At 73.4% G+C, this 23,005-nt stretch carries 18 protein-coding genes and 1 tRNA gene; 14 read left to right on the forward strand and 5 right to left on the reverse strand.

From position 1 onward, the window contains the following. Positions 1 to 28: 28 nt before the first annotated feature. From AC02VZ_RS18385 to AC02VZ_RS18420, 8 genes are all read left to right on the forward strand, one after another. The gene (locus AC02VZ_RS18385; RefSeq protein WP_476475877.1) at positions 29 to 1,486 is read left to right on the forward strand and encodes an inositol-3-phosphate synthase; all 1,458 of its coding nucleotides are present in this window, start codon (positions 29 to 31) and stop codon (positions 1,484 to 1,486) included. Beyond that, entirely contained in the window at positions 1,483 to 2,709 is a 1,227-nt protein-coding gene (locus tag AC02VZ_RS18390; RefSeq protein WP_476475878.1) for an SCO3242 family prenyltransferase, read from the forward strand. Before AC02VZ_RS18385 ends, AC02VZ_RS18390 begins: the two co-directional genes overlap by 4 nt. After that, positions 2,706 to 3,806 (forward strand): sugar phosphate isomerase/epimerase family protein, encoded by a 1,101-nt coding sequence (locus AC02VZ_RS18395; protein ID WP_476475879.1) that lies wholly within the window; start codon positions 2,706 to 2,708, stop codon positions 3,804 to 3,806. Before AC02VZ_RS18390 ends, AC02VZ_RS18395 begins: the two co-directional genes overlap by 4 nt. After that, positions 3,803 to 4,678 carry an EboA domain-containing protein gene (locus AC02VZ_RS18400; protein ID WP_476475880.1) on the forward strand — a complete coding sequence of 292 codons (876 nt, stop codon included), beginning with the start codon at positions 3,803 to 3,805 and terminating at the stop codon, positions 4,676 to 4,678. The genes AC02VZ_RS18395 and AC02VZ_RS18400 overlap by 4 nt, the downstream gene beginning before the upstream one ends. Next, positions 4,678 to 5,568 (forward strand): TatD family hydrolase, encoded by an 891-nt coding sequence (locus AC02VZ_RS18405; RefSeq protein WP_476475881.1) that lies wholly within the window; start codon positions 4,678 to 4,680, stop codon positions 5,566 to 5,568. The genes AC02VZ_RS18400 and AC02VZ_RS18405 overlap by 1 nt, the downstream gene beginning before the upstream one ends. A 3-nt stretch (positions 5,569 to 5,571) precedes the next feature. Then, positions 5,572 to 6,741: a metabolite traffic protein EboE gene (gene eboE / locus AC02VZ_RS18410; protein ID WP_476475882.1), complete on the forward strand. Its 1,170-nt coding sequence runs from the start codon at positions 5,572 to 5,574 to the stop codon at positions 6,739 to 6,741. Next, positions 6,738 to 8,153: an alkaline phosphatase family protein gene (locus AC02VZ_RS18415; protein WP_476475883.1), complete on the forward strand. Its 1,416-nt coding sequence runs from the start codon at positions 6,738 to 6,740 to the stop codon at positions 8,151 to 8,153. Before eboE ends, AC02VZ_RS18415 begins: the two co-directional genes overlap by 4 nt. A gap of 191 nt (positions 8,154 to 8,344) precedes the next feature. Beyond that, on the forward strand, positions 8,345 to 9,550 hold the full coding sequence (locus AC02VZ_RS18420; protein ID WP_432058299.1) for a sugar phosphate isomerase/epimerase family protein: 1,206 nt from the start codon (positions 8,345 to 8,347) through the stop codon (positions 9,548 to 9,550). 223 nt (positions 9,551 to 9,773) lie between these two features. Here AC02VZ_RS18420 and AC02VZ_RS18425 read toward each other — a convergent pair whose 3' ends face one another. Next, on the reverse strand, positions 9,774 to 11,105 hold the full coding sequence (locus AC02VZ_RS18425; protein WP_432058298.1) for a DUF2254 domain-containing protein: 1,332 nt from the start codon (positions 11,103 to 11,105) through the stop codon (positions 9,774 to 9,776). Between the two features lie 142 nt (positions 11,106 to 11,247). Between AC02VZ_RS18425 and AC02VZ_RS18430 the strand changes: the two genes are divergently transcribed. Next, positions 11,248 to 11,332, forward strand: a tRNA-Leu gene (locus tag AC02VZ_RS18430). Positions 11,333 to 11,871: 539 nt separating this feature from the next. Here the strand turns inward: AC02VZ_RS18430 and AC02VZ_RS18435 are convergent. Continuing rightward, positions 11,872 to 13,710 carry a coagulation factor 5/8 type domain-containing protein gene (locus AC02VZ_RS18435; RefSeq protein ID WP_432058297.1) on the reverse strand — a complete coding sequence of 613 codons (1,839 nt, stop codon included), beginning with the start codon at positions 13,708 to 13,710 and terminating at the stop codon, positions 11,872 to 11,874. A 603-nt stretch (positions 13,711 to 14,313) separates the two neighbouring features. Beyond that, positions 14,314 to 15,183 (reverse strand): restriction endonuclease, encoded by an 870-nt coding sequence (locus AC02VZ_RS18440; protein WP_476475884.1) that lies wholly within the window; start codon positions 15,181 to 15,183, stop codon positions 14,314 to 14,316. Between the two features lie 552 nt (positions 15,184 to 15,735). Here AC02VZ_RS18440 and AC02VZ_RS18445 point away from each other — a divergent pair. Together AC02VZ_RS18445 and AC02VZ_RS18450 are read left to right on the forward strand one after the other, a co-directional pair. Then, the gene (locus AC02VZ_RS18445) at positions 15,736 to 17,133 is read left to right on the forward strand and encodes an NAD(P)/FAD-dependent oxidoreductase (RefSeq protein ID WP_476475885.1); all 1,398 of its coding nucleotides are present in this window, start codon (positions 15,736 to 15,738) and stop codon (positions 17,131 to 17,133) included. A gap of 461 nt (positions 17,134 to 17,594) precedes the next feature. Then, positions 17,595 to 17,948: a hypothetical protein gene (locus AC02VZ_RS18450; RefSeq protein WP_476475886.1), complete on the forward strand. Its 354-nt coding sequence runs from the start codon at positions 17,595 to 17,597 to the stop codon at positions 17,946 to 17,948. Between the two features lie 430 nt (positions 17,949 to 18,378). Here AC02VZ_RS18450 and AC02VZ_RS18455 read toward each other — a convergent pair whose 3' ends face one another. Then, entirely contained in the window at positions 18,379 to 19,158 is a 780-nt protein-coding gene (locus AC02VZ_RS18455) for a MerR family transcriptional regulator (RefSeq protein WP_476475887.1), read from the reverse strand. Positions 19,159 to 19,216: 58 nt separating this feature from the next. Here AC02VZ_RS18455 and AC02VZ_RS18460 point away from each other — a divergent pair, with 58 nt between their 5' ends. From AC02VZ_RS18460 to AC02VZ_RS18470, 3 genes are all read left to right on the forward strand, one after another. Beyond that, positions 19,217 to 20,428: an erythromycin esterase family protein gene (locus tag AC02VZ_RS18460; protein WP_476475888.1), complete on the forward strand. Its 1,212-nt coding sequence runs from the start codon at positions 19,217 to 19,219 to the stop codon at positions 20,426 to 20,428. 233 nt (positions 20,429 to 20,661) lie between these two features. After that, positions 20,662 to 21,144, forward strand: a complete 483-nt coding sequence (locus tag AC02VZ_RS18465; protein WP_476475889.1) for a hypothetical protein — start codon at positions 20,662 to 20,664, stop codon at positions 21,142 to 21,144. Between the two features lie 25 nt (positions 21,145 to 21,169). Further along, positions 21,170 to 21,580 carry a hypothetical protein gene (locus tag AC02VZ_RS18470; protein WP_476475890.1) on the forward strand — a complete coding sequence of 137 codons (411 nt, stop codon included), beginning with the start codon at positions 21,170 to 21,172 and terminating at the stop codon, positions 21,578 to 21,580. Positions 21,581 to 21,648: 68 nt separating this feature from the next. On the opposite strand, the gene AC02VZ_RS18475 is transcribed toward AC02VZ_RS18470, so the two are convergent. Then, complete coding sequence (locus tag AC02VZ_RS18475; RefSeq protein ID WP_476475891.1) at positions 21,649 to 22,662, reverse strand: hypothetical protein; 1,014 nt, start codon at positions 22,660 to 22,662, stop codon at positions 21,649 to 21,651. Between the last annotated feature and the right edge of the window lie 343 nt (positions 22,663 to 23,005).

Consider the following 23,005-nt stretch of genomic DNA (forward strand, 5'->3'; position numbering starts at 1 on the left):
CGGTTCGCGTACGACAAGGAGGCTGCCCATGTCCGCCGAACCGTTCCTCCCCACCCCCACCGCGACCCCCTCCGCGGCCCCCCGCTTCGGCGTCTGGCTCGTCGGGGCCCGCGGCTCCGTCGCCACCACCGCCGTCACCGGCTGCGCCGCCGTCGCCGCCGGACTCCACCCGCCGACCGGCATGGTCACCGAGACCGCCGACTTCGCCGACTGCGGCCTGCCCCCGCTGTCCTCCCTCGTCTTCGGCGGCCACGACACCCTGGACTGCCCGCTGCCCAAGCGCGCCGAACACCTCGCCGCCGGCGGCGTCCTCCCGCACGGCCTGCCCGCCGCCGTCCACGCCGAACTCCTCGCCGCCGACCGGGAGATCCGACCGGGCGGGCCTGTGCCGGGGACCCACGGCGGTGCCGGCGGTGCTGGCGGTTCCGGCGGTGCCGGTGGTATCGGAGGGGCTTCCGGCATCAGGCAGCAGGGCGGCGAGCCCGTCCGGACGGGGGACTGTGAGGCCGCCGGTAGGCAGGACGGTGAGGCCGTCCGGACGCGGGGCGACGGGTCCGTCCGTACGCAGGACGGCTGGATCGACGCGTTCGCCGCCGACATCCGCGACTTCGTGCGCCGCCACGAACTCCAGGGCGCCGTCGTCGTCAACGTCGCCTCCACCGAGCCCGCCCCCACCGACGGCTCCCTGCCCGCCAGCTCCCTCTACGCGGCCGCCGCCCTCCGCGCCGACTGCCCCTACGTCAACTTCACCCCCTCCACCGGCCTGCACCACCCGGCCCTCGCCGAAGCCGCCGCGGCCTCGGGCCTGCTGTACGCCGGACGGGACGGCAAGACCGGACAGACCCTGCTGCGCTCGGTGCTCGGCCCGATGTTCCGCCGACGCGCCCTCGCCGTGCGTGCCTGGTCCGGCACGAACCTGCTGGGCGGCGGCGACGGCGCCGCCCTCGCCGACCCCGGGGCAGCCGCCGCCAAGAACGGCGGCAAGGAGCGCGTGCTCACCGACACCCTCGGCACCACCCCCGAGGGCGAGGTCCACATCGACGACGTGCCCGCCCTCGGCGACTGGAAGACAGCCTGGGACCACGTCGCCTTCGACGGCTTCCTCGGCTCCCGCATGATCCTCCAGACCGTCTGGCAGGGCTGCGACTCCGCCCTGGCCGCCCCCCTCGTCCTCGACCTGGCCCGGCTCACCCTCCGCGCCCGGCAGAAGGGCCTCACCGGGCCGCTGCGCGAACTCGGCTTCTACTTCAAGGACCCGGTGGGCGACGGCCCGGCCGCGCTGGACGAGCAGTACGCGGACCTGCTGACCCTGGCCGCACGGCTCCGTGATGACGCCGGCGGGGCGGGGGGCCCGGACGGAGGGCATGGAGGCAACGGAGGGGACGGAGGGCGGGGCCGGCGTGACCCGCAGGGCGGGCATGACCAGCAGGGCCGGCGTGACCCGCAGGGCGGGCGTGACGAGCACGGCTCGGGGGTGCGGCGATGACCGGCCGGGGCGCGTTCGCGGAGGGCCGGTTCCCGCCGGGCACGCCGGTCACGGGCGCCTCCGGGACGGCATGGGGCCCGTCCGGGGCAGCGCGGGGCACGTCCGGGGCCCTGTCGGACACGGGCGGGTCCGCCTCTGGCGAGGCCGGAGAGGCGGACCCGCCCGCCCCGGCCCCCGCACTCGCCCCCGTCCCGCCCGCCGACGGCGTACCCCGCCCCGCTGTCCCGCACGTCGGACCCGGCCGGCTCGGTGCCTGGGCCGAACTCCTGCGTCTGCCCGCCCTGTTCACCGTCCCCGGCGACGCCCTGGCCGGAGCGGCGGCGGCCGGTGCGCGGCCCGGGGTGCGGACCCTGCTCGCCATCGGCTCCTCCGTGTGCCTCTATGAGGCGGGCATGGCGCTGAACGACTGGGCGGACCGGGAGGAGGACGCCCGGGAACGCCCGCACCGCCCGATCCCGTCCGGCCGCATCCGCCCGGCCGCCGCCCTCGCCGCGGGGGGCGTGCTCACCGGTGCCGGTCTGGCGCTCGCCGCCGCGGCGGGCCGCCCCGCCCTCGCCGTGGCCGCGCCGCTCGCCGCGACCGTCTGGTCCTACGACCTCAGCCTGAAGCACACGCCCGCCGGTCCGGCGGCCATGGCCGCCGCCCGCGGACTCGACCTGCTCCTCGGCGCCGCGGCCACCGGAAGCGCCCAGGACGACGGCGGCCGGGACGGTGATGCCGGCCGTGGCACCCGTGCCGCCCTGCCCTCCGCCGTGCTGCTCGGCAGTCACACCCTGGCCGTCACCGCCGTGTCCCGCCGGGAGACCACCGGCGGGGCGGTCCTGGCCCCCCTCGCGGCACTCGCGACGACCGGGGTGCTCACCCGGCTCGTCACCCACCGCCGCACCCAGCTCCCGGCAGGCCGGCGGGCAGCAGCCGCCCCCGGCCTGCCGGGCCCCGGCACGGCCGCGCCCGCTTCTCCGGCCGCCGGAGCCCTGGCCACCGTCCTGGGCGCCGCCTACGCCGCCACCGCCGCCCGGCCCTACGTCCACGCCGCGCTCAACCCGTCACCCCCGCTCACCCAGCGCGCCGTCGGTGGCGGCATCCGCGCGACGATCCCGCTCCAGGCCGCCCTCGCCGCCCGCGCAGGCGCCCCGGTGACCGCCCTGCTGGTCGCGGCCCTGGCCCCGGCGGGCCGGTGGTTCGCGCGGCGGACCGCGATGAGGAAGGTGAGCATCACATGAGTCGCGACGCGTCGAGGAACAGGCACCGGGGCAGCGGCGAGGCAGCACCGCCGCCCCCGCAGGACCCCGTCCCCCTCCGCTTCGGCTACGGCACCAACGGTCTCGCCGACCTCCGTCTCGACGACGCCCTCGGCCTGCTCGCCGACCTCGGGTACGACGGAGTCGGCCTGACCCTCGACCACATGCACCTCGACCCCCTCGCCCCGGACCTGGCCGTCCGCACCCGCCGGGTGGCCCGGCGGCTGGACGCACTCGGGCTCGGGGTCACTGTCGAGACCGGCGCCCGCTACGTCCTCGACCCCCGCCGCAAGCACGGTCCGTCCCTCCTCGACCCGGACGCGGACGACCGGGCCCGGCGCGTCGATCTCCTCCTGCGGGCCGTCCGGGTCACCGCCGACCTGGGCGCGCACGCCGTCCACTGCTTCAGCGGCGTCCTGCCCGAGGGCACCGACGAGGACACCGGATGGAAGCGCCTCGCCCGGACCCTCACCCCCGTCCTGGAGGCGGCCGACGCAGCCGGCGTCCCCCTCGCCGTGGAACCCGAACCCGGCCACCTCCTGGGCACCCTCGCCGACTTCCACCACCTGCGCCGTCTCCTCGGAGATCCGGAGCCGCTCGGGCTCACCCTGGACATCGGCCACTGCCAGTGCCTCGAACCCCTCCCTCCCGCGGACTGCGTGCGCGAGGCCGCCCCCTGGCTGCGGCACGTCCAGATCGAGGACATGCGGCGCGGTGTGCACGAGCACCTGCCCTTCGGCGACGGGGAGATCGACTTCCCGCCCGTCCTCGCGGCCCTCGCCGACACCGGCTACCGGGGCCTGACCGTGGTCGAACTGCCCCGCCACTCCCACGCGGGCCCGCACTTCGCCGCCCACTCCCTGCCCTTCCTCCGCGCCGCCGCCCCGTCACCTGCGAGCCCGCCCCGCGCCGCCGCCTCCTCCGCTCCCGTCACGCCCGCCGCCCCCGCCCGCCCGACGGCCTCCCCTCCGCGGTCTCCCGCTCCGGCCCCCGCCGCCCCCGCCACCACCCGCACCTCCGATCCCGTCCCCTCACACGGCGATCCCTCCGCCACCCCCGAAGGGAGCACCACCCCATGAACCGCCCCCCTGCCGTCCCGGGCACCCCGGAGACGGATTCCGCGGGCGCCGCCGTCCCGTCCGCCGCCGCCCACCCCGCGGCACGCGCGACGACCGACGCCTCCGCCCCCGGCGCCACCGCATCGGAGGCCGACGGCTCCGCCGCCCCCGAGGCGCGCCTCACGCCCGCCGGACTGCGCCGGCACCTCACCGACCGCCTCGAACCGGCCGCCCTCGCCTGGCTGGACCGGGCCCTCGAAGAGGCCGCCGAGCACCCGGGCACCCACGGCCCCATCTCCGTGTGGGAGCTGCGGCTCGCCGAGGCCGGGCGCCGCTGCGGGACCGCCCACGCCGACGCCGCCCGCGTCCTCATCCTGAACGCCGCCCGTGCCGATGCCGACGCCCTGAACCGCGTCTACTCCCAGGGCACCGCCGACGAACGCCGCGCGGTCCTGCACGCCCTGGCCCACCTGGTGCCCGGCCCGGACGCCGTCCCGCTCGTCGAGGACGCCCTGCGCACCAACGACACCCGCCTCGTCGCCGCCGCACTCGGCCCCTACGGCGCCCGGCACCTCGACCCCCACACCTGGCGGCACGCCGTTCTTAAGTGCCTGTTCACCGGCGTCCCCGTCGACCGGATCACCGACCTGGCCCGGCGGGCCTGGGGCGACGGCGAACTCGCCCGCATGCTCGGCGACTTCGCCGAGGAACGCACCGCCGCCGGCCGCCCGGTCCCCGATGACCTGCACCGCGTCCTCGCCCTCACCGCGACCGCCGGCCCCGCCGCCCCGACGCCCGCCCCGGACCGCCCGCTCACCCCGCAGCCCTCCCCTGTGGACGACCCCCACGCCGACACCCCCCACGCGGACGACCCCCACGTCAAGGAGACCTGATGCGCCTCTTCGACCCCCACATCCACATGACGTCCCGGACCACCGACGACTACCAGGCCATGTACACCGCGGGGGTCCGCGCCGTCGTCGAGCCGGCCTTCTGGCTGGGCCAGCCCCGCACCTCCCCGGCCTCCTTCCTCGACTACTTCGACGCCCTCCTCGGGTGGGAACCCTTCCGCGCCGCCCAGTACGGCATCGCCCACCACTGCACCCTCGCCCTCAACCCCAAGGAGGCCAACGACCCGCGCTGCCTCCCCGTCCTCGACGAACTGCCCCGCTATCTCGTCAAGGACAACGTGGTGGCCGTCGGCGAGATCGGCTACGACTCCATGACCCCCGCCGAGGACACCGCACTGGCCGCGCAGCTCCAGCTCGCCGCCGACCACGGGCTGCCCGCCCTCGTGCACACCCCGCACCGCGACAAACTCGCCGGGCTGCGCCGCACCCTCGACGTCGTCCGCGAGTCCGCCCTGCCGATGGACCGGGTCCTCGTCGACCACCTCAACGAGACCACCGTGAAGGAGGCCAAGGACAGCGGCTGCTGGCTCGGCTTCTCCGTCTACCCGGACACCAAGATGGACGAGGACCGGATGGTCGCCATCCTCCGGGAGTACGGCCCCGAACGGGTCCTGGTGAACTCCGCGGCCGACTGGGGCAGGAGCGACCCGCTGAAGACCCGCAAGGTCGCCGACCTGATGCTCGCCGAGGGCTTCACCGAGGACGACGTGGACCGGGTGCTGTGGCGTAATCCCGTCGCCTTCTACGGGCTCAGCGGCCGGCTCGCCCTGGACGTCACCGCCCCCGGAGACACCCACGAGGGCAACTCCATCCAGCGCGGCGCCCCGAAGGACGCGCCCGGTCCGGCCGCCGCCCCCGCCGCGGGGGCGTGAGCCATGCGCTTCCGCCACCCCGACGGCTCCACCGTCCACCTCGCCTACTGCACCAACGTCCACCCCGCCGAAACCCTCGACGGCGTCCTCGCACAGCTCCGCGACCACTGCGAGCCCGTGCGCCGCCGCCTCGGCCGGGACCGCCTCGGGATCGGCCTGTGGCTCGCCCGGGACGCCGCCCGGACCCTGGTCGCCGACCCCTCCGCCCTGCGCGGCCTGCGCTGCGCCCTGGAGGAACGCGGACTGGAGGTCGTCACCCTCAACGGCTTCCCCTACCAGGGCTTCGGCGCGGACGAGGTCAAGTACCGCGTCTACAAGCCGGACTGGGCCGACCCCGAACGCCTGGAGTACACGACCGCCCTGGCCCGCGTCCTCGCCGGGCTGCTCCCCGACGACGTCACCGAGGGCAGCATCTCCACCCTGCCGCTGGCCTGGCGGACCGCCCACGACGACCGGCGGGCCGCCACCGCCCACACCGCCCTGCGCACCCTCGCCGAACGACTCGACGCCCTCCAGGACCTCACCGGACGCTCCGTCCGGGTCGCGCTGGAACCCGAACCCGGCTGCGTCGTCGAGACCACCCGTGACGCCCTCGCCCCGCTGACCGCGATCGGCCACCCCCGCATCGGCGTCTGTGTCGACACCTGTCACCTCGCCACCTCCTTCGAGGACCCGCACACCGCCCTGGACGACCTCACCCGGGCCGGGGTGCCGGTCGTCAAGTCCCAGCTCTCCGCCGCCCTGCACGCCGAACACCCCCACCTCCCGGAGGTCCGCGCGGCCCTCGCCGCCTTCGCCGAGCCGCGCTTCCTGCACCAGACCCGCACCCTCACCGCCGCCGGCCTGCGGGGCACCGACGACCTCGACGAGGCCCTCGCCGGGACCGCCCTGCCCGACGCGGCGCCCTGGCGGGCCCACTTCCACGTCCCCCTGCACGCCGACCCCGTCACACCCCTCACCTCCACGCTGCCCGTCCTGACCTCCGCCCTGACCCGCCTCGTCGGCGGCCCGCGCCCCCTCACCCACCACCTGGAGGTCGAGACCTACACCTGGCAGGCCCTCCCTCCCGACCTGCGCCCCAAGGGCAGGGCCGCGCTCGCCGACGGCATCGCCGCCGAACTCGCCCTGGCCCGCGACCTCCTGACGGACCTCGGCCTGAAGGAGCTCCCATGAGCCGCCCCACCCCCCTCCTCGTCCTCGACGTCGTGGGCCTCACCCCCCGCCTCCTCGACCACATGCCCCACCTGAAGTCCCTCGGCCAGGCCGGCTCGCGCGCCCCCCTCGGCACCGTGCTGCCCGCCGTCACCTGCGCCGCCCAGTCCACCTTCCTCACCGGCACCCTGCCCGCCGAGCACGGCATCGTCGGCAACGGCTGGTACTTCCGCGAACTCGGCGACGTCCTGCTGTGGCGGCAGCACAACGGCCTCGTCGCCGGCGACAAGCTCTGGGACGCCGCCCGCCGCGCCCACCCCGGCTACACCGTCGCCAACATCTGCTGGTGGTACGCGATGGGCGCCGACACCGACTTCACCGTCACCCCCCGTCCCGTCTACTACGCCGACGGCCGCAAGGAACCCGACTGCTACACCCGGCCGCCCGCCCTCCACGACGAACTCACCGAGAAGTTCGGCACCTTCCCCCTCTTCCACTTCTGGGGCCCCGGCGCCGACCTGGTCTCCAGCCAGTGGATCATCGACGCCACCCGCCACATCATGCGCACCCGCCACCCCGACCTGACCCTCTGCTACCTCCCTCACCTCGACTACGACCTCCAGCGCCACGGCCCCGACGACCCGCGCTCCCTGCGGGCCGCCGCCGACCTCGACGCCGCGCTGGCCCCCCTCCTCGACGACGCCCGCGCCGAGGGACGCACCGTCGTCGCCCTGTCCGAGTACGGCATCACCCGCGTGAACCGCCCCGTCGACATCAACCGGGCCCTGCGCCGCGCCGGACTGCTGGACGTGCACACGCAGGACGGCATGGAATACCTCGACCCGATGGCCTCCCGCGCCTTCGCCGTCGCCGACCACCAGATCGCCCACGTCTACGTACGCCGGCCCGAGGACCTCGACGCCACCCGCGCCGCCCTCGACGGACTGCCCGGCATCGACCAACTCCTCGACGACGAGGGCAAGAAGGCCCACCACCTCGACCACTCCCGCTCCGGTGAACTGGTCGCCGTGGCCGAACCCGACGCCTGGTTCACGTACTACTACTGGCTCGACGACGACCGCGCTCCCGATTTCGCCCGCCTGGTCGAGATCCACCGCAAACCCGGCTACGACCCGGTCGAACTCTTCATGGACCCCCTCGACCCGTACGTCAGGGTCAAGGCCGCCGCCGCACTCGCCCGCAAGAAGCTCGGCCTGCGCTACCGCATGGCGGTCGTGCCTCTCGACCCCTCACCCCTGCGCGGAAGCCACGGCCGTCTCCCGGCGACCGACGACGACGGTCCGCTCCTCATCTGCTCCACCCCCGATGCCGTGGGCGACCGCGTCGCGGCCACCGACGTCAAACAGCTCCTGCTCCGCCTGGCCGGCCTCGACACCTCGTTCACCCGGCCCACTGACCCACTGACCTGCTGACCCTCCGACCCGCCTCCCTGTCCGACGCACCTCCCCAGTGCATACCGCCGTCACCGGCACCCCGGGCGGCCGTGCGCGCCGTTCGCGCACGGTCCGGCAGGGACCGACTACCAAGAGTGAAACACACGACACTGACAACGGCCGGTCCCGGCGGTTCCGGCACCGGCCACGACCGAGAAGGCAGGCCCCGCGTGACCCTCCACCCCGAGCTCTCCGACACCGCGCCATCCGCCACCGGCGGGCCCGACGAGTCTCTGCGCCGCAGCCTCGGTGTGGGCCGGCGCCGCTTCCTCACCACCTGCACCGCCGTGGCCGCCGGCGCGGTCGCGGCCCCCGTCTTCGGTGCGGCCCCGGCACTCGCCCACGGCCGGGACAGCGACCACGACCACGGTCACGGCGCCGGGCACGGCCGCGGTCAGGTGCTCGTCCCGCCGCACAAGCGCGGCATCATCCTCTACACCGTCCGCGACGCCACCGCCCGCGACCCCCTCGCGAGCGACCTGCCCTCCGGCTTCCGCGAGGTGTTCAAGCAGCTCGCCCGGCACGGCTACCGGCAGGTCGAGTTCGCCGGGTACCGGCAGCACGCCAACGCCCCCGGCGGCGACAACCTCGAAACGGTGCAGGGCGCCAGGCTCCTGCGCCGCTGGCTCGACGACTACGGGTTGCGCGCCCAGGGAAACCACGGCTTCATACCGCCGTCCTGGCCGCTCACCCCGGCGGACAAGGACACGTTCAAGAAGCACCTGGAGATCGCCAACATCCTCGGCATGGACCACATGGGCACCGGCGGCGACCCCACCGGCAGCTCCCACCGAGAGGACTGGGACGTGGCCGCCGACAAGTGGAACGCGCTCGGCGCCATCGCCCGCCGCGAGGGCATCAAGCTCTACACCCACAACCACGACAGCGCCTACGGTTTCCTCCTCGACCGCGGCCCGCTCGACGACCAGGGCCGGCCCACCCGCAGCTCCGGCATCCGCAAGCTGGAGTACTTCCTGAAGGTCACCGACCCGAAGCTGGTCTGGCTGGAGATGGACATCTTCTGGGCGCACGTCGCCCAGTACAAGTTCCACACCTACACCGCCGCCGACGGCTCCACCCGCAGGAACGTCTTCGACCCGGCGGGCCTGGTCGCCCGCCACAACAAGCGCTACCCGCTGTTCCACGCGAAGGACGGTGTCGTCAGCACCACCAACGGCATGGGCTGGGACATGGTGCCGTTCGGCACCGGGGACATCGACTACACGACGTTCTTCTCCCGGGTGGGGCAGCCGAACTACCGCAACCCCATGGTCGAGGACGACAACTCGCCGAGCGCCACCGACCCCGCGCAGTCGCTGCGGGAGGCGAAGATCAGCTACGACAACATGGCGGCCCTCCGCAAACGGCGCTGCTGACGGCCTGCCCCGGAGGCCACCTGGAGCCGCCGCGCGACCGGGAGGTCGAGGAAGCCGCTCCCGGGCGAGCCGAGCGGCGTCGGCTTGGAGCGAGCCGGAGGCGATCGAGGTCGGTTGCCGTCGGTTGCCGTCGGTTCGGGTCGGTCCTCATCGGTCCTCGTCGGTCCTCGTCGGTCCTCGTCGGTCCTCGTCGGTCCGAGCCGATCCGTGCCCAGCCCGGGCGTCAGCCGATGCCCTGACGGTCCGGTCGCAGCCCGAACGCACGGTCCGCCGGGGACGGGGCGACCCGCTCCACGGCCTGCCGGAGCAGCTCGCGATGCCGCCGGAGCGGTGCGCACCGCTCCGGCGGCACGAGCAGCAGCAGGTCGTCCAGTCCGGCCAGCATGCGCCGCGTCACCTGCGGCGATTCGGCGGAATGGCCCCGCACCTCGGCGAACCCGAGGTCCACCAGGGCCTCCCAGCCGGGCAGCGGCTGCACCAGCCGGACCGCCCCCGCCCGATCACGGTGCAGCGCCACGTCCAGCGGCCGGCGGGACAGCACCGCCAGCAACTGCACCACCCGGTCCAGGGCCTGCACGGCGGTCGTCGGATCGTTGATCGCGGCGGACATCGCCCGCAGCGCGATGTCGGACAACTGCCGCAGTCCGAACCCCAGATCCTGGTGGAAGGTCCGCTCCACCCCCACGCCCATGGAGTACCGCAGGACGCGCGTGGGCGGCGCCTGCCCGCCGTGCACCGCGAGCACGGGCGTTCCGGGCACCACGAAGTCCCCGATCCGCGGCACCAGCCGCAGTACCACCCCGTGCCGCCGGGCCACCCGCACGAGTCGCCCGATGTGCACGTCCCGCAGCACGCCCGCCCGTCCCTCGTGCGGGATCCACGCTGTGACCGGTCCCAGCTCGGGCCGCTTCTCGCCGACCTCGGCCGCGGGCATCAGCGCGACCGCGCGGAAGGACTCCGCGGCGATCCGTGCGATCACATGACTGACCCGCATGAGTCGCAGCGTCGTGTTCACGTACATCACGAACAGCAGCAGGCTCAACGCGACCATCCCCAGGGTGAGGACCGACTGCACCAGCGGGACGGACACCACCCGCCGTGGATCGGTGGTGCTGTCGAAGGCGGTGAGCACGAGCAGTGTCAGGACGAACGTCGCGAGGAAGACGGCGAAGGTGGCCTTGGTGATCCGGCTCCGGACGAAGATCCGCACCACCCGGGGCGTGAACTGCCCGCTCGCCATCTGCACCGCGACCAGCGAGATGCTGAAGACCACACCGATGAAGGTCATCATCGCCGAGCTGACCGCACCGACGACGGTCTTCACGTCCTCGGCGAACCGCACCAGGTCGTCGAGCGTCTCGAAGTCGCCCTCGTCCCGCAGCGACTGGACGATCGCCGTGTCCAGTTCCTCGGTGACCAGCCACACCACGAAGACGGCCACCATGGCGGCTGTCGGCGCGAACCAGAAGGAGTCCCGCAGATGTTCCCTCAGCGGTGAGAGGGCACGCCGCCGACGCCCCGGAAGCGCACGGTGGGTCATCGTCCAGTCACTCATGGTGTGACCCTAGAGTGCTCGGGCCCTCAGGTCCCGGACCGCCGCCGCAGCGAAGGAAACGCAGGTGAAGGCCGCTGCGAAACCTTGGTATGGTTGTCCGTGTCGCCCCGGGGCCCACCCCTGGCACGGCGACGGACACCTGGTCCGGGTGGCGGAATGGCAGACGCGCTAGCTTGAGGTGCTAGTGCCCTTTATCGGGCGTGGGGGTTCAAGTCCCCCCTCGGACACTCAGAACGACGCATGCACGGGTGCGGGCCGAGAACGATCTCGGCCCGTTTCGCTTTCCCGGCATCCCGTGAGGATCGTGGAAGGCCCTCGCAACGCCTCCGGTGGGGGGAAGAGTGCGCGGCCGGTCCATCCCGGCACTCCCTGCACTCACCGTTCGCGAGACGCCGCCCCGCCGTAGCCGCACACCGTGACCCGTGAGGGGGAGCAGGCCGTGCCTGCCCACGCCGCCGCCACCGCTCCCCGCCCCCGGCCCGCCGGCAGGGGAGAAGGGTCGTATGCGTGCCCACGCCGCCCGCTCCCCGTTCCCGGCCCGCCGGCGCCGTCGGCCGATCCGTCGACCACGCCCTCGCCCCTGCCCCTGCCCCTGTTCCGCAGCGGTAGACCCAGCTCCCGGAGGGCAAGCGGGCAGGCCCCGCTCCCGGAGGGTCGGCGGGCAGCCCCTCGGGTTGCGCTGCCGGGTGTCCCTCCCGCGCCCTCGGTCGGGAGGGACACCCGGAGCCGGTGTGCGACGGGCCGCCGGGTGCCGTCGCGCGGACCGTCAGGGGTAGGACACGACCGTCGACGGCACGGTGTCCGACCCCGAGGTCGGCGCCCCCGTGTCGTTGATGACGCACTCGTACTGGCCGTTGCCGCTCAGCGAGACGACCAGGAGGTGATGGAAGCGCACGCCGGGGCGCACCGGGGCGGCGAAGCCGTGGTGCTGCACGATCGTCGGGTTCACGTTGTAGTAGCAGTAACTGCCCATGCCCCAGCCCTCGTGGGTGGTGACGTGGTCGCCGACCCTGTACGCGGCGTAGCCCTTGATCGAGCCGTTCTGGATGGCGGCCTGGTCGGGGGCGTCGTAGGCCTTCTCGTTCTGGAAGAAGATCGTGCGGCCGCGTTCGCCGTTCCACTGCACGTCGTACTTGTTGAAGTGCTCGACGAACAGGCCCGTCGCCAGGACGTCGTGGCCGTTGACGACGACGCCGTAGTCGCAGCGGTTGGTCTCCCAGCCGACGCCGTCGCCGTGGTCGGCGCGCCACACCCAGGTGTGGTCGATGAGGGTGTGCCGGGCGTTGACGACCATGCTCGTGGTCGCCCGGCCGGGGCCCGCGCCGCCGATCCGGATGAACACGTCCTGCACGGTGATCGGGTTCGCGGCATGGCTCCGGGACGCCCAGCGCGGCCCGACCTCCAGCAGGACGGGCGAGTTGACGGTCCCGGCGTCGATCAGGAAGCCCGCCAGCCGCACGCCGTCGACGTCGGCCACCCGCATCGCGGTGACGCCGTTGTCGGGGATGAGCGTGGCGTAACCCAGGCCCAGGACCACGGTGTTCGGCCGGTTCACGCGCAGGGGCCGGTCGACGTGGTAGATCCCCGGGGTCAGCAGCAGGTGCAGGCCCTGGTCGAGCGCCCGGTTGAGGGTGGCGGCGGAGTCGCCTGGCCGGGCGACGTAGAACCGCTCCAGGGGCAGCGAGGTGCCGCGTGGGGTGCCCTTGCCCCAGGTCACCCCGCGGGCGTCGGTCCGCAGCGCGGGCAGGAACACCCGGTAGCGGTGGCCGTCGAGATACAGGAAAGGCTTCTCCCGGGACCGGGGCGTGGTGCTCAGGGTCGTGTACGGCGGGTCGGGGAACCCCTGGGCGGGCGCGCCCTCGACACCGGAGAAGACCATGTTCCAGACGCCGTTGGTCCAGCCGCCGACGGAGCTGTCCCGGGTGTACCACTGCTGCTGGGAGTACGGTCCCACCGTGCCGTCGATGCGGCTGTCGGCGATGTAGCCGCCGCTGGCCCAGCCGTAGCCGTCCGGCGCCAGGTTGAGCCCACCGCGTACGTGCATGCGGCGGAACGGGGCGGCCTGGGCGACGGCCCAGCGGTTGGTCCCGTTGACCGGGACGACGGCCAGGTTCTCCGCGGAACGCCAGAAGTTCTGGGTGGCGTTGCCGTCGAACCAGCCCGCGTCGACCGTGATGTCACCGTGGATGGTGGTGTCGTCGGGGGAGAGGCCCAGCCCCGAGATCGACGTGTAGAACCCGATCTGCGCGTTGAGGCCGTGGTACGTGCCCGGCTTGAACAGGAACTGGTAGCGCCCGGGCCCGAACTGGTCCGACTCCTGGCGGGCGAACACCTCGTCGAGCCTGGCCTGGATGTTCCGCGTGGACGGGTCGAAGACGATCACGTGGGGGCCGAGGTCGCCGCCGCCTTTGAGCCGACGGGGTCGTCCGCGGTGGCGGGTGGAGGCGGACGCGGTGGCGGGCAGGGCCGCCAGCAGCGGGGCGGCGGCCGCGGCACCGATGACGGCGCGTCGGCCGACCGCGGGCAGCCGTGACGGTCCGGGCGAACTCGCGGACGACGACGATCCGGGCGAACTCGCGGACGAGGTGGGGGAGTCGGACGTCATGGGGGCGGCTCTCCTGTTCAGGAAGTGTTCGGGAAGCGAACGGATCCCGGTTCACGAAGTGAACGGGGTGGGGCGGTGAGAGCGCTCTCTCGCCGCTGAATGGTTCATCCCCGGAACAGTCGCGTCAAGAGGTACGGCGTGACTCGGTGGCCCGGGATGGTTCCAGCCGTCGCCCTCCGCGGGCCCCCACGCGGCGTGCCGGCCGCCGTAGTTCCGTACCCACGGTGAGCCGACGCCCCAACCCTTGACGCCCCGCGCCCGGAGGGTTTGACTCACGGCCTGGATCACGTCGTGAACCGTGAACCGTGAACGTGCACGCTGAACCGTCGTACGGCAGGGCGGTTCAGATGCACCCGGCTTTGGCGCCGGGCGTCCTTGCCGGTGCGGCGAGAGCCGCTGCGCCGGTGTCCAACTCCACCGCGTCGCGGCCGTCGTGCGGACGGCTGTGGACCAGAAACACCGTCGCCGCAGCGAGCCGCCCAGCGCCCCCGCGCCCAGCGCCCCCGTGTGCCGCGCCGGCGAGGGTGAGCTGACGCAGTGATATCGAGGTGACGCCGTCGGACGGCGCCACCGCTCCGGGAAGGTCACAGGCGTGCCGCCGCGTCAGCCCGCCGCGTCCGCCGTCTCCCAGGGGCTCGGCCCCGAGCCGTCCCGCCAGCGCAGCAGGTCGGAACCGTTCACACAGACGATCCCGCACTGCTCGGCGTACTCGAGCGCGGGGCCGGTGAAGTCGCTGGTGGTCACCATCACGGCCACATCCGCCCCGTGCACGGTGAAGCACGTGCCACCGAACCGCTGCATGTCCTGGGAACCCACCCTGTTCGTGTCGCCGTACCGCTTGCACTGGACGACGAGGAGACGCCCGTCCGGCGTCCGCGCGACGACATCGGCGCCCAGGTCGCCGGCCCCGCCCACGACCTCGACGTCACAGCAGCCGTCCCGACGGCACAGCTCGGCCATCGCCTCCTCGAACTCGTAGGGATCCAGGGCGTCGTAGGCCGCGGGGCGCGCGTCCGCCACCGGATCGTCGATCACAGCGGTGAGTTCGGGCCCCACCACCTCGCCACCGGACGGCGCCCCTCCCGCCTCCGGGGCGGGAGAACCGGCCGGGGTGACGGGAGAGTGGGGCACGGTGGCGTCCCCGGCGACGGAGGGCGTCTCGTCGAGCACGTCCACCGCCGTCTCCGCGGCGTCGTCCAGGGCCCGCGCGGCCGTGCGGGCGAGCTTCACCGCCGATATCCGGCGCCTTCTTCGCCAGAAGGCGACGGCCCCGGCCGCCACCAGGAGGGCCAGGGCCAACGCCCAGCCGGGACGACGCTCCACCGCGGCGGCCACCGTGCGGGCGGCCAGGCCCGTCAGGGTCAGGATGACGGCGAGGAGGAGGAAGTACATGGCGGTCTTGCGCAGTTCGAACGAGCGGCGGGTGCGCACGGAGTCCGAGGCGGTGGTGGCGTGTGATGCGGGCACGGCCATGGTGATGTTCCTCCCGGGAGACGCCGACGAAGGTCAACCACCGACTGCCCAGGTACGCGATGTTGTACCGGCCACGGTGATCACGGCTTCGCGCCCACCAGCATCAAGTGCCGGTGCCGGACGGTGCCGGAACAGTGCGATGAGGAAGGAGACTTGCTCTCGGCCCGAAACAGCACGGCGCGCGCCGTTCACGCGTGCGCGGCACTCACGCCTCCGCGCCGAGCCGACGCAGAGAGTCCGGGCCGCGACCACCGGGCGCGCCGCCCCCTGATCACTCAACGCCCAATCCCCAACCCCCAATCCCTACCCCCCAATCCCCAAGCCCCAACCCCCCAACCGATGCCGACCCGGCGAACCGTGCCCCCGCCAGTCGGCGCGGACAACAGCCCTCCGCTCGCTCGCTCGGTCGGACCGACCGAGCGGCCGGCGGCAGTCGGTCATGAAGAGATGAAGTGCCGAAAGCCACTGTCCGCCGCCCTCTACGGGCGATACTGGCGCTTTCTGACGATGTGCCAACCAGGAGCGGAAACGATGCACGATGCGCAGGGAAACGTGACAACGGGCAGCATCCGGGGCGGACGCCACGCGGTGGTCGTCGGCGGCAGCCTCGCGGGGCTGCTCGCGGCACACGTCCTCGCCGCCCATGCGGACCGGGTGACCGTCGTCGAACGTGACCGGTTTCCCGAGGCGCCGGAGCCACGCCCCGGTGTGCCGCAGAGCCGGCACATCCACGTCCTGCTGGAGGGAGGGCGGACGGCCATCGAGTCACTGCTCCCGGGGTTCGTGCAGGAACTGGAGGGGGCGGGAGCGCCCCGGGTGGGTGTCCCCGCGGACATGGTGCAGTGGCAGAACGGGCGCTGGTTCCGTCGGCTGCCCTCATCGGCGCACTACCACACCGGTCCCCGCGCGCAACTCGAACACCTCGTCCGGCGACGGGTTCTCGCCAACCCGCTGATCAAGGTGCTGGAGGGCACGGACGCCGTCGGTCTCCTGGGAGACGCCTCACGTGTGCGTGGCGTGCTCCTGCGTGAACGCGGCGACGCGACCCGACCGGAACCCCGGTTGGTCGAGGCGGACCTGGTCGTGGACGCCTCCGGGCGCAGCACGAAGGCCTCTCAGTGGCTCACGGCGCTCGGAGCTGAGGCCCCGCACGAGGAGACCATCGACACGGGTCTCGCCTACGGCACGCGTGTCTACCGTGACCAGGAGGGCATCCTCGGCACCGACGCACTCGGCTACTACGTCGTGCCCAACCCCTCCCAGACGTACGGTGCCGTGGTCCTGCCTCTGGGAGACGGCACCCACCTCGTCACCCTGTCCGGACTGCGCGTTGACGAACCGCCCACGGACGGCGACCAGTTCGTGGCCTACGCCAAGAAGCTGCCGCACCCGCTCGTGCACCGCTGGCTGAGCACGGCCGAACCCTTGTCACCGGTCCACGGCTTCCGCCACACCGCGAACGTCCGGCGCCGGTACGACCTGCCCGGTCGTCGCCCGGCCGGTTTCCTGGCGGTCGGCGACGCCCTGTGCACCTTCAACCCGATCTACGGACAGGGCATGAGCGTCGCCGCCCTGAACGCGGTCGCGCTCCGCGACGCCCTGGCCGACCCGCGGCACCGGCCCACGACGCGCCGCGTTCAGCGGGCCCTGCTGTCCTCGTCCCGGCAGGCGTGGGACATCTCCGCCGGAGCCGACAAGCGCATGCCCGGTGCGACGGGCAACGCGGTCGCCCCCCGCGCGGGCGACCGAGCGGCCCACTGGTACCTCAGCCGGGTCCAGGACCGCTACGCCGGAGACCCCGTGGTGGGCGCCGCCTTCCGTTCCGTACTCAGCCTGTCCGCGCCCTTGACCGCCGTCTTCGCGCCCTCGGTGGCCCGGGCTGTTCTCTTCGGCACGCCCGTCCCGACGCCGACCGAGCCCCCGATGACCCCGGAGGAACCGCGACCCTGACATGTCGGGAGCGCGCCCGGCGACGGGATCGCGGCCGTAGACGGTGGCTGTTGCTGTAGCCGTGGCCGTGGCTGTAGCCGTAGCACCGTAGCTGTAGGCATCGTCGTCGAAGCGTCTCCTGCGATACGCGCCGACGGGGACGGACGAGTGCTACGGCGAGCCCACGAAAGCAAGGAAGGGCTTCGCCGGGCCGTGATGACTCCTAGGGGCACCGGGGAACACCTGGGAAGGCCAGGTGACGGCGGGACAACTCCCGATCCGACGGGCAGTCAGGCCCTGAACCGTTCAGCACGAGCAGCGCGGTGGTCGGGTCGGGCCCGAACGGCGCCCGCCGTGCATCGCGTAACCCCGCTCACTCCGATGCGCCCTGGCAACTCCCCGGACCGGCCGGTGTCATGGCGCCCGGTGGCCTTACATGACGACCACAACGTCCCTTGGTCACACGAACCGCTTGAGGAGCGATGGCACCCAATCCCGCCCCGAACCCGTACCTCCACGCGCCGCTCGCGCCGCCTCGACCACGGATGTTCGCGTCCACCCTCGCCCAAGTGCTCTGGACGCTCGTCCCGATCGTCACCCTCGGCCTGGCCCTGGCGGTGCCGTTCGTCGTCGCCTCCGTGAAGGGGGTGGTGAAGGTCTGGCTCGCGGCCGCGTACGTCATTGCCGAGATCACCGTGTTCTCCCTCGGTCTGGTGGTCAGCCCGACCGACGACGACGGGAGCGCGGTGCCCGGGCTCCTGCTGACGTTCCTGATCATCACGGCGGCGACCCACACCGCGCTCCTCGACCACGAGAAGGTCCGCCTGGCCAAGTAGGAAGCGAGGGCGGGCCGTAGCACGGGGGCTCGCTCGCAGCTCCGCGGACATGCAGGGGCGCGGCCCATGTCGGGAACGGCGGAAGGGAGCGTGCGGTGCCGTCAGCCACCGGGCCTCCTTCCGCTCCTGCCCGGTCGCGCCCCCGTGCCAGGGAAGTCAGTCGGACGGACACGTGCTGACCGTACGGTGGGGATTGCATGCCCGACGCACACGGCGGTCCGGTTCGCCCGCCCGGCCGCGCGATGGATCACATGCCCGACGCACGAGGCACATCGCATGATCGACCCCGGGGCGCCGGCACGCGCTGGGCGGCGAGGCCCCACCACGGGAACGGGGCGGATTCACCGCCCGCCCTGGCCACCGGCCCGACGCAGCCACCCCGCAACCGAACCACCGTCCCTACGCCGCCTCACTCCTCCCATCGCACGCCTTACCCCTCCCTTCTCACACACGACTTTTCCTCCGCACGCAGCCGACGCACGTACGCGTCCAGCTCCGCCGCCCCCGCGAGCATCGCCCGCCCACGGTCGGCCAGCCGCCCGTGCCACTCGCGCAGCGTCCCCTCCAGGGGCTCCAGCCCGCCCGCCTCCCGCACCTGCGCGAGCAACGGGGCGATCTGCTCCAGCAGATGTCCTCCGCGCCGCAGTTGATGGACGAGCCGCGCGTCACGCACGTCATCGTCGTCGTAGACCCGGTATCCGGTCACCGGGTCACGTCGGGGCCGCACGAGTCCGGCGGCCTCCCACTTGCGCAGCGTCGCAGGCCGGATGCCGAGCTCCCGGGCCAGCGGGCCGATGAACCGGCGTCCGGATCGTGACCCGGGAGTCCGCCGGTCGGGCTGTACGGCGGCGGAGGACGTCGGCACCAGATCACCGACCGCCCTCTCCACGGCCAGCAGAGTGCGCCGGTCGTCGAGCAACTGTGCGTGGCTCTCGTCGATCAGACGCAGCGCCTCGTCCTCCGCGCCGCGGTTCACGGCCTGCATGATCGCCGAGGCCGTCCGGTGACCGTGCGCCGGCACCAGCGCCAGGAACGCCGCCAGGGCCAGGACGTGGACCGAGGTGTAGGTGCGGTAGCCGTGGGCGGTGCGGTCGGCGGGGGGCAGGATGCCGGCGCCCTCGTAGTTCCGCACGGCTTGGGTCGACAGACCGTGCCGCCGGGCCAGGTCGACGGGCCGCAGTCTCCCACCGCTTTGAAGCTTCGTCCCCATTGTGCGGAGGCTACTGCGTCAAAGTCTCCATCGAAAGTTCAACGATACCGTTGAATCCATGGCCACCGACACGCACGACCTCGCCCACGCCGTCGACGCCGCAGCCGTGATGGCACTGTTCCCCTCCCGCCCGCAGGTCCTCGCCCTGGGGGAGCCCACCCACGGCGTGGAGGACCTGCTCCACCTCCGCAACGACCTCTTCCGCCGACTCGTCGAGGCAGAGGACTACCGGACGATCGCTCTGGAGACCGACTGCACGGCCGGCCTGGTCGTGGACGACTACGTCACCGGCGTGACCGGCGGTACCGGCGCGCTCGACCACGTCATGGAGCACGGGTTCAGCCACGGCTGGGGCGCCTCGGAGGCGAACCGCGCCCTCGTCCGCTGGATGCGCGAGCACAACGAGAACCGCCCGCAGCGGGAGCGTCTCCGTTTCGCGGGCATCGACGGCCCGTTGGAGATCGACGGCGCCCAAAGCCCCCGCCGTTGCCTCATGGCACTCCACACCTACCTCGCGGCACACGTCGAGGCGGCCTTGCTGCCGTGCACCACCGACACCCTCGACCGCCTGATTGGCCCGGACGAGCGGTGGACCGAGCCGGGCGCGCTGATGGACCCCGCCCGGTCCGTCGGCCGCTCGGCGCAGGCCGGGGAACTGCGCCTCCTGGCCGACGACTTGACGGCCGTGCTCGACACCCGCATGCCCCACCTCGTCACGGCCGGCCCCCGTGAGGACTGGCACCGGGCGCGGCTGCACGGGCGCACCGCCACCGGCCTGCTCCGCTACCACTCCTGGATGGCCGACACCTCCCCGGCCCGTATGCCGGGGCTGCTGGCCACCCGCGACGCCATGATGGCGGACAACCTCCTCGCCCTCGCCGAACGAGGCCCCGTCCTCGTCCACGCCCACAACAGCCACCTCCAGCGCGACCTGAGCACGATGAGCATGTGGGACCACCCCCACCTGGAATGGTGGAGCGCCGGCGCGCTCGTGAGCACCCGGCTCGGCGACCGGTACGGCTTCCTGGCCGGCGCCCTCGGCACCCTCGCCCACCACGGAGTGGGCACGCCGCCCCCCGACACCCTGGAAGGCCACCTGCACCCGAACCCCGCCCCCACCTGCCTCGTCAGCGCACCGCGACTGGCGGAAACCCTGCATGACACTCCACCCGCCCGCCGCACCTCCCCGTACTTCGGCTACGCCCCACTGGACCCGTCCCATCTGCCCCGCATCGACGGGATCGTGTACCTGAGGGATGCCCGGCAGTGACCGGCCCCTGAGCCCTCCCGGGAGCCCGCCCGTGCCCCGCCTTCGCCCGCGACCTGACCCTGCCCCCGCCCGTGCCTCGCCTTCACCCGTGCCCCTGGCTCCGCCCGGGCCCGGACTCCGTCCATGACGTCGGGAGGCCCCCCGGGCTCCACCGGCCGTCGTCGAACAGACCGTGCACTAGGGTCTGCGTGGCCGTGTGACACGCTCGGTCCTGTCGCCCGCCGGAAAGGGACGTGATCGGCGTGATCCTGGGACTGGGGCTCTTCCTCCTCTGTGGTGCGGGAGCACTCGTCGCCCTGGCCGGGGTCGTGGCGATGGCCCTCCCCGGGCGGCCTCAGCCGTGGTCCCAACACCTCCTGCGCCGCGCGGCCGTGGCGACGGCGTGCGGGGCGGCGGCCGTGTACTCCTTGGGCCTGTTCGGCGTCCTGGCATCGGAGCAGGCGTTCGGCGAAGGCGCGGACTCGACCCCGGCCCCCGCCTGCCGCCACGGCATCGCCCCGGAGGTGAAGCAGGGCCTCTCGCACCACCGCTCCTCCTACCTGCCGCTCCGCTTCGACTGCGTCCGCGACGACGGCACCGTGTACTCCGGCGACCCCGACTACGCCTGGATGAACGGCACGGCGGCCTCCCTCGCCCTGGCCACCGCCGCCCTCGCGATCGGCGCGGGCTACGCGTCCGAGCTCCGGGCGCGCCGGACCGCGGCAGCGGTGTCGTGACCCTGCTGAGGGCGGCGGCGGTCTCGTGACCCTGCTGCTGGTCTTCGTCGGCCTGGTCATCGGCTGGGTCGCGCTGCGCGGCCTGCTGGCGCACGCACGGTTGTCGGTCTGGGTGCGGACCTCGGTGTTCTGGTCGGTCCCGCTCGGCTCGCTCACCTGGGCCGTGATCATGGTGGCAGACGAGCCCGTGCTCTTCCCGGACACCGCCCCCTGCCCGAGGGTGCCGTACGGGGAGGGCGTCATCGGCGACGGCGAGGTCACCGGAGTGTCCACTGCCTTCCCGCCCCGCGCGTACTGCCTGTGGGAGGACGGCACCGTCCACGAACTCGCGCCCGGAGCCGAGTTCCTCTTCTGGGTCTTCTTCGCCGTGACGGTCCTGTCGCTGGGTGCGGGCCTGTGGCACGCGGTCCGTAACCCGCAGGCCCTCCTGCGGTAGGCGCCCGGTCCCCGCGGAGGGTTCGCGCCCTTCGCCCACCGGGCACAGGGTGACCGGTCCGCGGCGACTCAGTGGGTGTAGCGCCCCTGCGCGCCCTGGACCGCCCGGTCCCGCCACAGGCAGTACACGGCGGCCGGGTTGTCCCAGTACCGCCACGGCAGCGCGTCCACATGGCCGTCGACCAGACGGAACTGCTGCAACGCCAGGTCGTACCGGCCCTGCCGGGTGAGGAAGTAGGCCAGCAGATGCCGTACGGACGCCGTGTCCGGGTGGTCCGGCGGGGCCGCTTCCACGTCGGCCAGAGCGGCGTCGACCATGGCGACGAGGTAGGGCGCACGGAAGTCGTCCGTCTCGGCCTGGGTATCGCGGTGCTCGTACCACGCCACCAGGGGCAGCGCGGTGAGGAGACTGCCGGGCGGAGCCGAGGTCGCGGCCTCCTGCGCGAAGGAGACGGCCAGATGTTCCGACCCGCGCCATTTCGCGCACCAGTACTGGAGGGCGGCGCGGTGCGCACCGTAGTGGTGCGGGTCCCGGGCGGTCACCTCCTTCCAGAGCTGCCGCATCTGCTCCTGGGACGCGCCGAGTCCGAGCGCGGCCCAGATCTCGGCGACGAACGGGGACGGGTCGCCCGGATTCAGTTGTACGGCACGCGCGTTCAACGCCGGCGCCTGCGCGAGGACCGCGTGGAATTCCGCGAACTGCTTCCGGCTGGTCTCCCGCGCCCAGGAGGCTCCCCGCAGGTGCCAGGCCAGCGACACCGTCGCCCGTGCCCGGATCAGCGCGGCGTCGGGGTCGTCGGGACCCACTGCCGTTTCCCATGCCTGCAGCCAACTCCCGGGACGCGCGGCCTCATGGTCTCCCAGTGCGTCGGCGTGGAAGGAGCGGCGCCCCCAGTCACCCAGCTCCCTGCTCCGGGCCAGCAGGTGGGCCGCAGGCTCCCAGTCGCCCCGAGAGGCCGCGGCGCGCGCCTGCTCCAGCTCGGGGTCGGCGGCGACCTGCCGGGTGTTCTGGGCCGACCGCGGAAGCAGGCCGAGCGCCTTCGCCCGCCGTGCGGATCCCTTCGGGGCGGCGGGTCCTGCCATGGTACGGCGGTAGGCCACGACAGCGATCGCCGCCACCAGGGTCAGGACAACGACGCGAGCGACATCCACAGGTCATGCACCGCCCCGGCAGCGCGTGCTCGTCATGGAGCCGTGCACACACCGGTGTACACACACGAGTTGACCCATAGGGGCGTCCTCCAGGGAGGGAAAAGGGGGGGCGACGGAGCGTCGGGTGATCGCGAGGAGTCAGGAGTATGCCCTGTCGCCGGGACCAGTCGCCAAGGTGTTCCCAGCATGGGCCCGAGCGGCGGGGTGGCGCGTTCCCCCAGATCGTTGCGCGATCGCCGAACGGCGGGTGCCCGGGCCCCGGCTGCCGTCTCCA

The organism is Streptomyces sp. 3-6, from assembly GCF_056323165.1.

Coding starts and splice junctions, on each gene's coding strand:
- AC02VZ_RS18385 (WP_476475877.1), top strand. CDS start 29: ATGTCCGCCGAACCGTTCCTCCCCACCCCCACCGCGACCCCCTCCGCG.
- AC02VZ_RS18390 (WP_476475878.1), top strand. CDS start 1,483: ATGACCGGCCGGGGCGCGTTCGCGGAGGGCCGGTTCCCGCCGGGCACG.
- AC02VZ_RS18395 (WP_476475879.1), top strand. CDS start 2,706: ATGAGTCGCGACGCGTCGAGGAACAGGCACCGGGGCAGCGGCGAGGCA.
- AC02VZ_RS18400 (WP_476475880.1), top strand. CDS start 3,803: ATGAACCGCCCCCCTGCCGTCCCGGGCACCCCGGAGACGGATTCCGCG.
- AC02VZ_RS18405 (WP_476475881.1), top strand. CDS start 4,678: ATGCGCCTCTTCGACCCCCACATCCACATGACGTCCCGGACCACCGAC.
- eboE (WP_476475882.1), top strand. CDS start 5,572: ATGCGCTTCCGCCACCCCGACGGCTCCACCGTCCACCTCGCCTACTGC.
- AC02VZ_RS18415 (WP_476475883.1), top strand. CDS start 6,738: ATGAGCCGCCCCACCCCCCTCCTCGTCCTCGACGTCGTGGGCCTCACC.
- AC02VZ_RS18425 (WP_432058298.1), bottom strand. CDS start 11,105: ATGAGTGACTGGACGATGACCCACCGTGCGCTTCCGGGGCGTCGGCGG.
- AC02VZ_RS18435 (WP_432058297.1), bottom strand. CDS start 13,710: ATGACGTCCGACTCCCCCACCTCGTCCGCGAGTTCGCCCGGATCGTCG.
- AC02VZ_RS18440 (WP_476475884.1), bottom strand. CDS start 15,183: ATGGCCGTGCCCGCATCACACGCCACCACCGCCTCGGACTCCGTGCGC.
- AC02VZ_RS18450 (WP_476475886.1), top strand. CDS start 17,595: ATGGCACCCAATCCCGCCCCGAACCCGTACCTCCACGCGCCGCTCGCG.
- AC02VZ_RS18455 (WP_476475887.1), bottom strand. CDS start 19,158: ATGGGGACGAAGCTTCAAAGCGGTGGGAGACTGCGGCCCGTCGACCTG.
- AC02VZ_RS18460 (WP_476475888.1), top strand. CDS start 19,217: ATGGCCACCGACACGCACGACCTCGCCCACGCCGTCGACGCCGCAGCC.
- AC02VZ_RS18475 (WP_476475891.1), bottom strand. CDS start 22,662: ATGGCAGGACCCGCCGCCCCGAAGGGATCCGCACGGCGGGCGAAGGCG.